This is a genomic window from Spirochaetales bacterium (genome assembly GCA_016930085.1).
GTDB lineage: Bacteria > Spirochaetota > Spirochaetia > SZUA-6 > JAFGRV01 > JAFGHO01.
In genome coordinates this window covers 26,995-41,772 of sequence record JAFGHO010000026.1, presented here as the reverse complement: position 1 = coordinate 41,772, position 14,778 = coordinate 26,995, and the positions used below count along the sequence as shown (strand labels likewise).

General features: G+C 49.8%; 10 protein-coding genes. 6 read left to right on the top strand and 4 right to left on the bottom strand.

The genetic code is table 11. The annotated features are described in order from the left end of the window. Positions 1-160: 160 nt before the first annotated feature. The 6 genes from JW881_04825 (at position 161) to JW881_04800 (ending at position 8,761) form a co-directional block, all read left to right on the top strand. Positions 161-3,757, top strand: coding sequence for an ATP-binding cassette domain-containing protein (locus JW881_04825; protein ID MBN1696816.1), 3,597 nt, complete (start codon positions 161-163; stop codon positions 3,755-3,757). A gap of 110 nt (positions 3,758-3,867) precedes the next feature. After that, entirely contained in the window at positions 3,868-4,668 is an 801-nt protein-coding gene (locus tag JW881_04820; GenBank protein ID MBN1696815.1) for a hypothetical protein, read from the top strand. A 14-nt stretch (positions 4,669-4,682) separates the two neighbouring features. Continuing rightward, entirely contained in the window at positions 4,683-5,141 is a 459-nt protein-coding gene (locus JW881_04815; GenBank protein MBN1696814.1) for a hypothetical protein, read from the top strand. Between the two features lie 60 nt (positions 5,142-5,201). Then, positions 5,202-7,340 (top strand): hypothetical protein, encoded by a 2,139-nt coding sequence (locus JW881_04810; protein ID MBN1696813.1) that lies wholly within the window; start codon positions 5,202-5,204, stop codon positions 7,338-7,340. A 31-nt stretch (positions 7,341-7,371) separates the two neighbouring features. Beyond that, complete coding sequence (locus JW881_04805) at positions 7,372-8,283, top strand: hypothetical protein (protein ID MBN1696812.1); 912 nt, start codon at positions 7,372-7,374, stop codon at positions 8,281-8,283. 7 nt (positions 8,284-8,290) lie between these two features. Then, positions 8,291-8,761 (top strand): GtrA family protein, encoded by a 471-nt coding sequence (locus tag JW881_04800; protein MBN1696811.1) that lies wholly within the window; start codon positions 8,291-8,293, stop codon positions 8,759-8,761. Positions 8,762-8,804: 43 nt separating this feature from the next. On the opposite strand, the gene JW881_04795 is transcribed toward JW881_04800, so the two are convergent. The 4 genes from JW881_04795 to JW881_04780 form a co-directional block, all read right to left on the bottom strand. Further along, positions 8,805-10,874, bottom strand: a complete 2,070-nt coding sequence (locus tag JW881_04795) for a hypothetical protein (GenBank protein ID MBN1696810.1) — start codon at positions 10,872-10,874, stop codon at positions 8,805-8,807. Positions 10,875-11,472: 598 nt separating this feature from the next. Then, positions 11,473-11,790 carry a PilZ domain-containing protein gene (locus JW881_04790; GenBank protein ID MBN1696809.1) on the bottom strand — a complete coding sequence of 106 codons (318 nt, stop codon included), beginning with the start codon at positions 11,788-11,790 and terminating at the stop codon, positions 11,473-11,475. A gap of 138 nt (positions 11,791-11,928) precedes the next feature. Further along, positions 11,929-12,486 carry a hypothetical protein gene (locus tag JW881_04785; protein ID MBN1696808.1) on the bottom strand — a complete coding sequence of 186 codons (558 nt, stop codon included), beginning with the start codon at positions 12,484-12,486 and terminating at the stop codon, positions 11,929-11,931. A gap of 276 nt (positions 12,487-12,762) precedes the next feature. Beyond that, positions 12,763-14,754: a hypothetical protein gene (locus tag JW881_04780; protein MBN1696807.1), complete on the bottom strand. Its 1,992-nt coding sequence runs from the start codon at positions 14,752-14,754 to the stop codon at positions 12,763-12,765. Between the last annotated feature and the right edge of the window lie 24 nt (positions 14,755-14,778).

Here is a 14,778-nt window from a genome sequence, read left to right as displayed (position 1 = left end):
CGCGGGTGACCGCGGCTTACACGCGGGTGACCGCGCATAACGCGCGGACGACCATACAACGTGCGGGCAGATGCCCGGGGGGTGCCCCGTTTCCTTGACTTCCACGCTTTCATCATTATACTTCATACTACAGACGTTTTTTTAACGGAGGCCTTCTCTTATGGAAGACAAGAACGCGGGTCTGGAGCATCTCAATCTCGTCCGGCTTATGGCTTATGTCATTCAGGCGGACGGCAAGGTATCCGATCAGGAGATCGATTTTTTCAGCAAATATATCAGGGAATATTACCCCAAGGATGTCGCTGAAGAGGTGTTCAACGGTTTCCTTTCCGCGTTAAAGGAAGAACCCGTCCTCGAATCGATCATCGACAATGTCAACAAGGCGTATGGGGAGGATTACCGGCGGAAGATCGTGCTTCTGATAAAAATATATGAATTGTTCGGCGCGGACGGTATTACGGAGAGTGAACTCGGCCTTTTCGACAATATATGCGGTTTTTTTTCCATTTCCGCAGAGGATTCGGACCTGATAAAAAGCCTGCTGGTCGACGCATATCAGTACGAATATATCGGGAACGTAAACAGGAAAATTTCTTTTGGCGGCGATCCCCACACTTTCGATCTCATCTATCCCGGAAGCAATGTCGAAATATTCGATATCAGGGAGAATTTCTTTCTCGTCAACAAACGCTCGTCATCCCGCGTGTTTATCGATGAAGAACTGGTGCACGACGGGCAGATCGTCCCGCTTCACGGGAGGAAGACGCTTTCGCTGGGCGATAAGGACGTCCGTCTCGCGGATATTCACCTCTTTTTCAGACTCAAGCGCAACAATTACACGAAACGGATATATTTTGCCTATGAAAACGGGAATATGGTAAAAAAGATTTCCTTTTCAGAGGCCGATTTCAGAATGGATATCGACGCCAATATCATTCGATTGTACAAAAATACGTCTTCCGGGATATCGCTTGTCATTAATCGGACCGATGTCGAAGATTTCTCCTTTGTCAATCTGAACGATATCGTGGTACTCGCCGGCGGTTTCAGGATCCCGTTGCGGGAGATAATTCTTTCGGAAACCCGTGATACCTATGCCCTCAAGGAGGTTACACCGGAAAAAAATACCCTCGTTATCAGCGACCGGGATCAGTGCGCGGATATTTATATCGATGATATGTCGGAAAAACCATTGTCGTTGACCATCACCCCGCACAGGCGCGATGAGGCCGTGCATTTTACGTTGTCCGCCGAAAAACTGCCGTATCCCGTTTATCTCGGTTCCGAAGAAGTGAAAGAGGGGCAATCCGTTTCGATCGATCGCGACTCGACGCTGACCATCGGAAAAAACCGCCTGCTTTTCAATACCGGAACGGGAAAGATCGTCACCTCATTCGTCCATTTCAACAGGTTTACCGTCGACCGTCTCTCCTACCGGTTTAAAAACGGGAGGATCGGGATCGACGATGTGTCCTTTGAGGCGAAAAGCGGAGAACTCGTCGGATTCATGGGGGCAAGCGGCGCGGGGAAATCCACCCTGCTTCAACTGCTGCTGGGATATTACCGGCCTTCCGGCGGAAGGGTGCTCGTCAATGGAGAGGATTTTTTCGCCAATTTCGACAGGGTCCGGCACTATATCGGGTACGTGCCGCAGGATGATCTGCTTTTGGAAAATCTCTCGGTGTATGAAAATCTGAAGTATGCGGCAAAAATAAGGATGCCGGAAAAGTCCGGAAGGGAAATCGATTACCTCGTACAGACCGTGCTAAAGGATATCGGGCTGCTCGACAAAAGAAATCTGAAAGTGGGAAGCCCCGTTCAGAAGGTTTTGAGCGGGGGCCAGCGAAAGCGGCTCAATATCGGTCTCGAACTGCTTTCCGATCCCGACCTTTTTTTCCTCGACGAACCGACATCGGGACTCTCGTCAAAGGATTCGGAGATGATCATCTCCCTTCTCTCATCACTTTCAAAGAAGGGAAAGATCGTGTTCGTCGTCATTCACCAGCCCGGCTCCGAGATCTACAAGAAGTTCGACAAGCTGCTTCTCCTCGATGTCGGGGGCAAACTCGCGTACTACGGCGACAGCATGAAAGCGATCGGGTATTTCAAGCAATTCTTTCCGGTGCGCGACGATTTTATCGAATGCCCGTCCTGCGGAAACGTGAATCCGGAGATTATTTTCAATGTCCTCGAAAAAAAGGAATCGGGAAAAGACGGTCTTCCTCTCTACAGGGAAAAGGAGGAGTGGGGAAGGGGAGTCGCCGGGATATTCCGGAAGCTGTTCCGGCGGCCGAAATCCGTTCCGGTCCCCGTCCGCCGGTATGAACCCGATTACTGGAAACAGCTTTATCTGTCCAAACAGGCGGCGGGGGAAGCGGACGCGAACAGAGGGGCCGGTGAAGCGGGAGAGGCGGCAGGCGGACTCCCGCCGGCGGTAAAGCGCCCTTTTGCCGTAAAGCTCGGTATTCTTCTGACCCTCTTCAGGCGGACATTCGCGGAAAAGCGGAAGGACCTGACCAACATGGTGATGACCTTTCTCGTTCCCCTCACTCTCGGACTCATACTCGCATTTCTCCTCAGGGGCGGGGGCGAACCGTATATGTATTTTTCCAATACCCAGCTGACCAAATACCTCTTCCTTTCCGCGATCATTTTTATTTTTTTCGGACTGATGTCGAGTGTGAACGAAGTCATCAAGGACAGGCCGATGCTGATCCGCGAAAAGATCGTGGATATAAAACCGTGGCAGTATCTCGTTTCCAAAGCGATTACCTTTTCTTTGTTCGCGTTTCTCCAGGTATGTCTCTACCTTATCCCGGGATTCATCATCCTCCGGATTCCCGTCTCGCTTCCTCCCGAACTGGCGCACCTTCCGGTCTCCAATTCCTTTTTCTATTTCCTTCTCATGGGATTCGTCACCACCTATGTGTCCTTCGCGCTCGGGCTGCTCGTTTCATCGCTTCTCCGGAGCGAGCTCGCCGCGTTCAACATCATCCCGCTCATCATCATTCCCCAGATCATTTTCGGGGGTATGTTTGTCGACTTCTCCGATATGGGCAAACTCGTCAACAAGGAAATTCCCCTTTATTCCAACCTTACCTTTGCCCGATGGTCGTATGAAGGATTTCTTTCCGCGAGCGAGTATTTGAATCCCCTGTATCAGGTCACGGATACCGATCATATCATGACGATCAAAAAGGCGTATGAAAGGGACAATGGCGGCGGCTGGGACAGTGACCGCCTGATATACACCCCGCTCAGGCGGCTTTCCGGGGCGCCGGCCGGGGAAATCCCCGCGAGGATATCTTCAGACACCTTTACGGGCCGGCTTCTTGAGAAATTGGAGACCGAATATCCCGAACGAGCCGAAAAACTCGCTTCCTACTACACTGAAGACCCGGACAACGCCATCTATCGTCTGAGAAGCGGCCTCATGGCGTCCGAAAAGGCCGAGATAGAAGCGATTTTTCAAAAAGCCGGGCCGAACGGGTTTTACACGAAATATTACCTTTATGAGGTAAACGAGGCGGTCCATAAAGAACTCGCCGTCGCGCGGACGCCGGCATGGCTCGCCATGATCAAACACCGCAGGACGGGGGATGTATCGCTCTGGCTGAGGGACATGAATATTTTTCCGGCACATGAAAAGGTATGGGGGCGGTTCACTTTTTTGACGATCCGCTACAATGTGGCCGTGCTTCTGGTTTATGCGGTCCTGTTTCACCTGGCGACGATCGCGATACTCGGAAAATTATAAGGTGTGTGTAAAAATAAAAAATATCCGGGGGCTTTCCGTTTGAAAAAGGCGCCCGAATTCACTATAAAATAAGTGGTTGCAGAATTTATTTAAATTAAGGAGGAATTTGTATGCGTAAAAATCCGAAGGTTTTTACCGGAATACCGCTTTTGATATTCCTGTTGCTCTTCGCAGCCGGATGCGGGCCGCAGGAAAAACCATTGCAGCACAATATTATCATTTTCCGGTTATCGAATCCCGACGAGGCGTTGAACGCGCTCATCGCGGACACGGACATATCGCTGTGGTCCGCCTGGCTCGATACGTCGTCGGGTATTACGGCAACCGACCGTGAGGTGATTTGTTATCACATCGGTGTAAAAAGCGCAAACGCACTGCTCGCCGTTTTCCTGAACGATTACGAGACGGCGGAAAAGATAAGCGGTTCGATCAAGGATGCCGCGGACAGGCTGAATATCAAGTCCGATGAGATAGAGACCGCGGCAAAGGGGCTTGTGGATGCGCTCGGCGAAAAGGACGAGAACAAAAAGGCCCAGCTTGTAAAAAAGGCCCTGAATTCTCTCAAGGATGTGGTCATCGAAGCACTCGAGGCGATCGGCAACAGGGGGGAGTCGGTGATGATCGAGTTCGGCGCCTGGATCGAGGCGCTGCGGCAGACCTCGAGTATTATCCTCGAAAACTACTCGATGAAAACTGCCTCAGCCCTTGTCCGCAAGGCGGAAGCAGGATATTTCAAGGCCAGATTCACGGACCTGAATCTCCAGCATCAGAAACCACGTTACAAAAACATCCTCGAGATGACATCGAAACTGCTCGATCTCATGAGCCTGGACGAAACCGGTTCGATATCAAGGGACGTCGTGGAACAGATAAACGCGCTTGCCATTGAGATCAATGGAATGGTTAAATGAGAGGAGGGGATGAGATGATGAAAAGAATACTGGTATGTATCGTTATAACGGGAGTGTTTTCCTGTGTGTTCCTCCATGCCTCAGAGGAAGAGGCGATCGAGAATCTGCTGACGTACGCGGAAGCCGCGATCGTCTACCTTCAGAACGAGGGATATGCGGTGACGGTACCCGACGACGCGGGACAGATCTTTTACATGCAGGAAGGACAGTACATTCAGATAGACGGGACGTTTTATTACGGAACCAATTACGTTTTCATCGCGTCCGCCAGTTCGGAAGCCACCGATGTGGATATCGAAGTCTACGACAACAACTGGAACCTCATTTTCAACGGTAACACGGACGGGATCGACAGTGACGTCATTCTCACCCCGTCGGTGACCATGGAAATGCATGTCATGGTCAAACTGACCGGTGTGAAGACGGCAAACAGGGCCGCGCATGTCGGGTTCCTCATGTTTTATGTCCAGTAGCCGGACGACGAAGGGGTCGCCCGGTCCTCCGGCCGCACGCGGCCCCTTTCTGCAGGGGTAATGAAATACACGATACACGCGTTTAAGAAAATTTTTTCCCTCAGGAAATATTCAAAGGAATTGAAGCTGTCTCCCCTGTTTATTGAAACCACGGTTTCGATTCTGGCCGGACTTTTCATGTTCATCTGGGGTGTCGTCTTTTTTTCCAATCCCCTCTATCAATTTTCGCTTTTCACGAAGCTGCGGAATATGATGATCCCTGAAAGCGGGGCGGAAGCGTATTTAGAGGATATTTACTGCATCGGGATCGATCCGGAAGCGCGCCTCGCGTTCATGGCGGAAGATGAAGGGATCACGTATTACGATATGATCGCGGAAGCACTCGATGTCATCGCCGATTACGCGGAAAATCACGGAGAAAAGCGTGTTGTCGCCGGCATCGACTACGCCTTTGCCGCACATGAAGCGGCCGAAGTGTTCGGGGAGATGAGGCGGGTGCTCGGCGGGATGCCGGAAAACATGTTTGTCGTGTTCGGCGGGCTTCTGGTCCGCAGGCCCGATACGGTAACGACCCTTCGCTCGCACCTTCTCGAAGACCGTCTCTACTGGCCGCTTACCGATATCGATCCGGCACTCGGCGACAGGATGTTTATCGGCAACCTCCATGTCGCAAAGGGGAGCGTACGGTCCGGGTTCGAGAACGGGGAAGATATCAAGGCGGCGATCGGCTATATCCCGCTCATGATATGGGACCGGAAAACATTTTGCTCCATGTCCCTTGCCATGTTTCTGGCCGGGGAGGTCATGGAGAAGCAGGAAGACGGACGATACGATTTTTTTACCGATTTCGCCGAAGGAATAAGCAGATTCGCGGAAGAAAGCGATATCGAAAGACGGCTCGAACAGTCGACCGGCAAGCGATATCATGACCTCGGGAAACAGATTTTCTACAATTTTTTTACCGGCAGGGATATTTTAGAGTTCAAAAACAACTATATATGGCTTTCCACCGTTTCTCCCCGGTTCGAAAACTCTTCCCGAAGCCTCGACAATTACTTCGGACAGCCTTTTATAAAGAAGAATGACAGCGCTTCGGGGGTTGAGTATTTTTTCGTTTCACAATCCATGATGCCGGAATTCCTCCTTGAGTCCGGTGAAGAAAACGATGTCGTCCTGACGCCCGCTGTGGGAGAAAATCCCTTTACCTACGAGAAAAAGACGGTGATGGGTGTCATGAGCCATGTAACGGCCCTCTCGAATCTGCGGCACCGGTTTTATATCGATCAGTGTCCTTCCTGGCTGATGATTGTGTTATCGATCCTGGTTATCGGCGCGGTCCTGTTTTTTTCATGGACAAAGGAGCTCGGAAAAAGTCTGCTTTTTTCTTTTGGCGTTATTACCGTCTTTATTCTTGTTTCGTTTGTTTCTTTCTGTTTCGGTTGTTTTATTCCGATAACTACCCCGTTCGCCTTCTCGCTCATGACGTTCGGGATTATCGCAATTCTGCGTTTTATTCTGACGACAAACAGGTACGAATTATACGAGATGGTCGCGAGCAGGGTTTTTTCGGCGTCCCAGATGGAGAAGCTGAGGGATGTGGAAGAATGGAAACGGCCGAAAGTGATTCCCGACGGCGTGATTATGGCGGTCTTCCCGAGAAAACTCCCGGATTTCGGAAAAACCGAGGAAGATGCGACACGCTACACCAGCATCTATGAAAAATACCTCTCCCTTGTTTTCAAGGCGATCGAGCATCATGAAGGAAACCATCTTGTTCTGGGGATGGACGGGGTACTTGGTTTCTGGAATATTCCTCTCCCTGAAGAAGGAAGTGAAGCGAGGGCCTTTGCCTGTGCCCGGCAGTGCCTCGATGAGGTCGGGAAGTGGCAGACTTTTATAGACGCACAGTACGGCAGAAAAAAGGCGTATATCGCTTCGTTCGATATCTGCCTGCACGTATGTGAATGCTACGCGGGTTGCGTGGGGGCGGGAAGCGAGATCAATTATTCATTAAGCGGTTCGGGAATCAATGACGCCGTCGAAGCAAGCTTGTTTCAGACAGGTGACAGGCTGAATACCCTGCTCGTGACAAAGGAGTTCATGGACCGGCTATCGGCAGCCGGTGAGGTCGAGGCCCGTGATTTTAAGGAACTATCGTATGCCAGGATTAAGCTTTATCAATGGAAATTTACCCGTTAACGGTGTATAGTATGGACAAGGAGGTGTCACGATGAACAGGGCAAGGTATCCCCGGAAGGCCGTACACGCGGTTTTCATGCTGCTGATCTGTATCGCCGCCCGGGCGGATGATTCCGAGGGGATCATCGGTATCGTTCTATCGGTAAGGGGGGAGCTTGTTCAGACATATGGCGGGACGGCGGCCCCGGTGAAACCGGGCGGAAAAGTGTATAAAAAGAGCGTGATTGCCCTCGCCGAAGGTGAAAAACGGGGAAAAGTCCAGGTCGGGCTTAATTCCGGACCGGTTGTCTATACCCGTTTTCCCGTTTCGTTCGAGAAATCCGCATTCGACGAGATTAATCCCGAACTCAAGGACAATTACATTTCATGTATCGGCGGAACGGTCCTCAGGTCAAAAGGAATAGAGAATGAAACGAAAATCCTCGAATGGTACATGCCGTATCTCGGGGCGATCGGCGCCGGGGAGCTGAAAGGGGGATTTTCTTTAGCGTTCGGAAAAACATATCGCTCCGACGAGAGTCTCGTGATCGATCCGCTTTATTTCAAGTTCAGGCAGGGGGTATCGATACAAAACGCCTCGTTTGCAATCGTCAACAAGGAAACTGAAAAAACGGAATGCGAAGCGGCGTCGTTCGAGAAACAGGGCGGCGATTATACCGTACGGCTCGATCAGATAGTCTACGGCTACGGCGTGGAATACGCCATTGTCGCTGACTTTAGGTTATTCGACGGAACAAGTGAAAAAGTCGAAATCACCTATTATGTGTACGGCGATGAAGAGATCGCCTTTATCGAAGAGGAAGTCGTGGGGATGTTCGGTGAAGGAACGAGTGATTATGAAAAGGCGCTTATCAGGGCGGGCCGGTACCGGTACTATGAGATGAATATCAAGGCGCTTCTCATTCTCAAGTCGATCGGAATCGATCTGGACGGGATGTTGTAGGGGCGGGATGAAACGGGAATACGGCATGTATATGCTGTTTGCCGCCGTCTGCACCGCGGTGAATCTCGGAAGCCAGTACGGGGCGGCAACCGCATTGGAAGCGATGGGCCTTTTCCGCGGCAAGCCGGATGTGTCCGTTTTCGGGCTGGAGCCGGTTTTTGTCGTCTCGCTTCTCACCGGCACGATCCTTGGATTTACCGCCAAGTTTCTTCTCGACAAATTCATCGTATTCGGGGAAAAGCACGAGACGATCGGCCATACGGTCAGACAGGTCGTCGTCTACGGCATGCTCGCCGTTGTCACCACCGCCGTATTCTGGGGTGTCGAAATACTTTTCAAGATTGCCTTTCATTTCGAAAACAGCCATCTCGTGGGCGGTTTTTTCGGACTCGCGGCCGGCTACACAATAAAGTTTTTCCTCGACAAACGCTTCGTATTCACTGAAAGCCGCGCGTCGGGGAAAGAGGCGGGTCGATAACCCGGCTGTAGGCGGACGAACGGCGTGAAGTACGACGGAGAACTCAGCCGCGAAAGCAAGCGATTGTTTTTTCAAAGTGTTTTTCGATTTTTTGGCGGATGAATTGCTTTATTGCCCGAAAGGTTTCCCTGTGCGTATCGGTCTGATAAATAAGAATAACGTAGTGTTCTTTTTTTCCGATGCTTTGCCTGCACACTAACGGATATTCGTTTCCCTTTATCATGAGGGAAACCGGTAACCGTTTCATGTTTTTCAGTTGGGGAATGTCCTCCTCGATATAGCAGAGGAGCGCGGCCGAGCTTATGTTTTCGACGCGGCCGGTGTGTGTCCGTTTGTCGATCGTTATGTCGACACTCACCGCGTCGCCCTCTTCGCAGTCGACCCGTATCTGCTTTCGTAATCCACGTGCCTTATGCCGTTCGGCGTAGGAAAGGATTGTTCGGGCGTTTAAACCGGGATCGTCCGGGTCAATGACGATATATTCACACTTCTGCTTCGCCCCGAGTTCGGGAAAGGGCGGTGAGTTGTTCGAGGTGAGAAGACCTATATTGAGACCCTTGAGTTCCGGCAATCTGGCGATGGATTTTACGAATTCGGAGAACTGAAACCGGGAAGGAATATTGTCGCAGTTGATGAAGAGAAGCGAATTTTTTTGTTCCTTGAGTACCGGTTTGCATATTGAATGGTCGCCGATTGCAAAGGCTTCTATTTCATGGGACAAAAGGATATCGATGTAGTGAACGGTCGATGCGTCCGGAAAGAGAAAATATACTTTTTTACCCAGATTAAAAAAATCGATTGATTTGTTCAATACCGTAACGAATTTACCTATCTCGTTGAGCTGGTTGAGAACCGCAACGGTGGACTGTTTCGATTCCTCGTTCGTCACCGTCACTTTTTCCAGAATATCCAGCGTTTTTGTCGTTGCCTCATCGAGATCGTGGGTCTCGAGATTGATTTTTTCGACATTCTGTTTGATGGCTGTCGAGGCCTCCTGTACCGCTTTTGTGATCAAGAGCATCCGTTCCGTTGCATCCTGAATTTCCTTGGTCTGGTCCGCCATCTGTTGTGCCTTGTTCGAAATCTCAATCCAGGTATTTGCCGCACTTTCGACTTCCTGCGAAACATCACTGAATGTCTTGCCGCTTTTATGACTCTCGCTCAGGGCAATGTTGATATTATTGATCTGGTCGTGGAGCAGGCGGGAGATATTGCCGGCGTTCTTTCTCGTCGAGTCGACGAGTTTCATTATTTCATCCGCGATAACCCGGAACCCCTTGCCGTGGATTCCCGCGTGGGCCGCTTCGATACCCGCGTTGATCGAGAGGATGTTCGTCGATTCGGTAATATGATTGATAATTTCGATTATTTTGAGCATTTCGTCCGTGTTCTCGTTCAGGACCGTGATGATATCGGAAGTGTTCTTTACCTTTTCGCCGCCGCGCTGGGTGATCAGTTTGAGTTCCTCGGCCATTTTATGTTTGTCGAGGGTAAGATCGGTAATCACGGAGATGGCGGAAAGAAGGGTCGTGAGTGCCTCGGATGTTTTATTGATTACATCCGCTTCATGGCTTGTCTGGTTAGCCAGGTCGATGATCGATCCCAGAATCGTTTTCGTGGAGGAAGAGGCGATACTCAGGCGATTACATATCGATTCGAACTGCTGCCGCACATTGCCGATATTCACGACTTTCTGGATATATGAGATCATGATGAGTTTGATGTTTTCAAGCGCGCTGATGCTTATTTTCGTTTCAAAAAGATTTTCTTTGATATCCCAGAAGACCTTTTTTATCTCCTGAAGCATCAGGTTGAGATGATGGGAGAGTTGTCCGATTTCATCGGTTCCCTTTTCCTTGAAATTGAGTTCGACGATGTACGAGAGGCCTTTTTCCGGAATGACCTTGAGTTTTTCCTTGATCTCCCGGCACTCGCTTTTCATTCTGATGAAAAGGAACATGCAGATAATAATCAGGAGAAAAATAGCGATGCCCGTCATCGTTTGTATTACGATATCCATTCCCGCCAGAATGAAGACAACGAGCGCGACGGAAAAAGCCAATGCGAGGGACAGATAAATAACAATGTTTCCAGCTATAACTTTTTTGATCATAAGCACATATATCGATGAAATTCTAACGGCTTGTCCGTAAAAAATCAAGCGACAAACAGTAAAACGTGAAAAAACGGATTGTCCGGTTATTGTGAGTATAGGCGTGTGAAAGACATGCGTGTGGACTCCGGCTGCCCCTGCGGGGGGTCATATGAGGATGAAAAAGTGAAGGAGAACCCTTGTTTTCTCGATCGTCCGGGCCGGTATGAACTCGAGAACTGACGCTGAAATCTGTTTCCTGCTTTCTTTCAAACTAAAAAAAGCAGTACATGGGGAGTATTCCAGAAATCAGTCGTGATATAAGGAGGAAGTGTGTATTAGTTGAGTTCCTTCTTTGCGAGAAGGAATCGGCTTATCCCCCGAGCAAGGGGATATTCTCTATTCATCCCGCATTCCCTTTCGTCTCGTATACAGGGTTCTCCCTTCACCTCTTATATAGAATGGAAGGTTTTCCGTTTCCGGAAAAACCTCTCATTTCCTGGTCGTACGACGACAGACCGTATATGCATTCCTCTGTCTGAATATAAAACATCCCGGGGAAGAGAAAGTTACACATAACCGAACGATACGTATCGATTCCGTTCGCGGGACGTTCGGGTCAGCGTGTGTTGATGTAGTTGCTTATTTCCTTTTTGTCGGATTCTTCTATGTCGACGAACTCGATGCCGTTTTCATAAAGATGGGGAAGTGACTCTTCACTCCAGACGACTTTCCCGAGTACCTTTATCTTTTTGCGGGGCATGGAAAACTCGAGATCCACAAGATGATTGAGAAGAAGCTTCTGGTGGGAGGTGAGGCAGATCCCGCCGTTGCTGATATTCTTTGTTTTCGCGCTGCCCTTTGTGCGGCTTGCATTGTACGAATATTTGACGGAGACAATGAGGCAATACCTTTTGTACGATCGTCTCTCATCCACTTTTCCGTCACCTCCCGCCCGCGGCGAAACAGATATGCCGCCTTCCGGTTATCGTGCGATGATGCACCGTTTTTTACATTATAGGCTGCACGGTATCGTGTTTTGTCACCGCTTTACAATCTCTCGAAAAACCGGGATTTAATCCTTGACTTCGAAATTTATTCCCGCCGTAAACGTAAACCGGGGATTTCCGTAACTGGGATAAGGGATAAAATAGAGATTAAGCGGAACGGAGAAATTTTTCCCCTTGAAATTCCAGCCCAGGCTGTAGGTTAAAGCGAATTGCATCTGGAGTCTTTCGGCCGTATCATTGAAAAAACTGAAGAAAGGACCGATGCCCGCTTCGAGACCGATGTCCATTCGATAACACATGAGCAATGTGATAAAGGGAAGTGCGAAACGCTGATCAAGACCGCTTATGAAGATGTTTTGTTCGATCACGAGGTAATTATTCGAATCGCCGAGATCGATTTGCTGCTGGCTGCTGAATCCGATTTCGGTGAAGACGGGAAAATATTTGTCGTCGCTTGATATGATCTTCTGGATTTGATCATTGAAATCATCTTGATCCAGAATTACCGCTGAGACACCGACCCGTGGTCCGAACAAAAAAGTAACCGGTGCCACCTCTTCCTGGGCGAAAATATGCGGAATGAAGATCAAAACACATAATAAAAGCAAACAGGTTTTTTTCATTATCGTCTCCTTGTTTTTCCGTATGGTTTTTTTAATAGGTTGTATTGGCTTGTTGGTTCGTCTGAATCAGCCGAACGCCACATGTCGCCCGGTGCATAAAGAATTTTCGATATTCGTTTTGACAATACCGCATCTCTGCAACAATGCCTGTGCTCTTTTATTCAACCGATATCCTTTTATACATGAATAAAATTATTTTGTCAATCTCACCCGGTATGGTAACAAGAGTTTGTTTCGGTATGGACGCCCGGTTCTCCCCGGTGTACGCCGTCAGTGCTACTGGATGTCTTTGAGTGCAAACGAAAGAGAATCATCGAGCCATGTATCCATATTGAGCACCGACCGCCGCCTTTTATAAGCGATTGACTGCGCCGTCCACTGTGCCCATTGAATCGCCTGTTTTCCCGCGAATCGTGAACCGGGTATTGCATTACCCACCTGCCACTTTATCAGTTCCCTCAATGACCTCGGTGCGTATCGCTCAACCAATTCATCTTCCATGCTGACAAAGAGACGGGAGCTTCCCGGATCTCCCTGGCGTGCACACCGGCCGAAAAGCTGGCGATCGATCCTTTTTGATTCATGACATTCCGAAGCGATAACATGTAATCCGCCCCGTTCGGCAACACCCTTGCCGAGTCTTATATCGGTACCCCTCCCCGCCATATTTGTCGCGATGGTGATGGTACCGGGTTCTCCCGCCTGTGCGACAATCATGCTTTCTTTCTTGTGGTTCTTTGCGTTGAGAAGTTGATAGGTGAGTTTCTCCTTTTCCAGCCGCTCGGCAAGGGCTTCACTCGCTTTTACACTGCGCGTTCCGATGAGAACCGGCCTGCCGAGTTTATGCATTTCACTGATTTCATGAACAATCGCCCGCCACTTGGATTCCTGATCCGGAAAAACCTCAACGGGATATTCTTTCCGTATACAGGGTTTGTTTTCCGGCACCGTCGCGACCGTCAATTCGTATATATCCCATAGTTCGTGGGCGGATTCCCTTGCCGTTCCCGTCATACCCGCGAGGTTGTGAAAAAAGCGAAAAAAGCGCTGGAAACTCAAACGCGCCAATGTTTCGGTCGGTGAAGTCACGGGAAGGTCTTCCTTTGCTTCGACGAATTGATGAATACCGGCCCGCCATTTCCTCTGGGGCATCTGTCTGCCCGTAAACTCGTCGACGATGACCACCTGTTCTTCCTGGATAATGTATTCCTTGTTCCTGTGAAAGAACTCTTTGGCGATCAGGGCCTGATGAACCAGTTCGTTATAGCCGCTCGTGCTTTTGAATGCACATCCGGAGTCTTTTACCTTCTCTGCGATGAGTCCTGAAATATCTTTTATAAACTCGATATCCCTGAATTTGATGTCGACCTTGTAATCCTTGCCTCGTACAAGACCGTCCGCTATGGCATACGCCAGCCGGCACGCTTCGATAAAGGATTCATTACTCGTCGCCTTCGAAATGATGAGGGGGGTGACCGCTTCATCGATGAGGATACTGTCCGCTTCATCGACAATTGCGGAATGCAGACCCCGCATAACAAGCCCTTGCTCGATGTTTCTCTGGCGTCCCAAAAACCACGCGATTTGACGCCTCCCGGTTTTTTGAAGCGTCCCCAGCCAGAGTCGGTCCCTGAGAAAATCGGCGACGATTTCCTTGCTCGTCGTGTAAACGACATCGTTGTGGTATCCTTCCCTTCGTTCGGCCGGTTCCATTTCACTCCCGACATGTCCCGCGGTCACTCCGCAAAACCGGTAAAGGGGGTTCATCCATTTTTTATCACGTTCGGCGAGGTAATCGTTGACGGTGATGATGTGGCAGGGAAGACCGCTCCAGCCGTAAAGGATGCCGGCCATGGCGGCGGTGAGTGTTTTTCCTTCACCTGTCGCCATTTCCGCTACATGCCCGTTGTAGAGAGTCAGGGCGCCGGTCAATTGTACGACGTAAGGCTTAAGACCCAGCGTACGAAGCGCCGCTTCCCGAATCGCCCCGAGGGCGTCGGGTAGCCGGAGCCTGTATCCCCGTTCACGCCGCCTGAAGCTTTCCTTCAAATGCATCAGATGTTTATGAAGGGTTTCCTGTGAAAGATTATGCCAGTATGTTTGCCGCGAATCGATTGCTTCCGCTTCCTGAAGATATGTACGGACGATATCATGTCCCGTTCTCATATATGTCCCGACAAATGAATGCAGCCATGCATCGAGGCCTTTCAGGAGGGGGGGAGGTGTTTTTATGGTGCTTCGTTGATAATCCCTGGTTAAAAAATACATATTATTTCTTTCAAACCGGTTTTA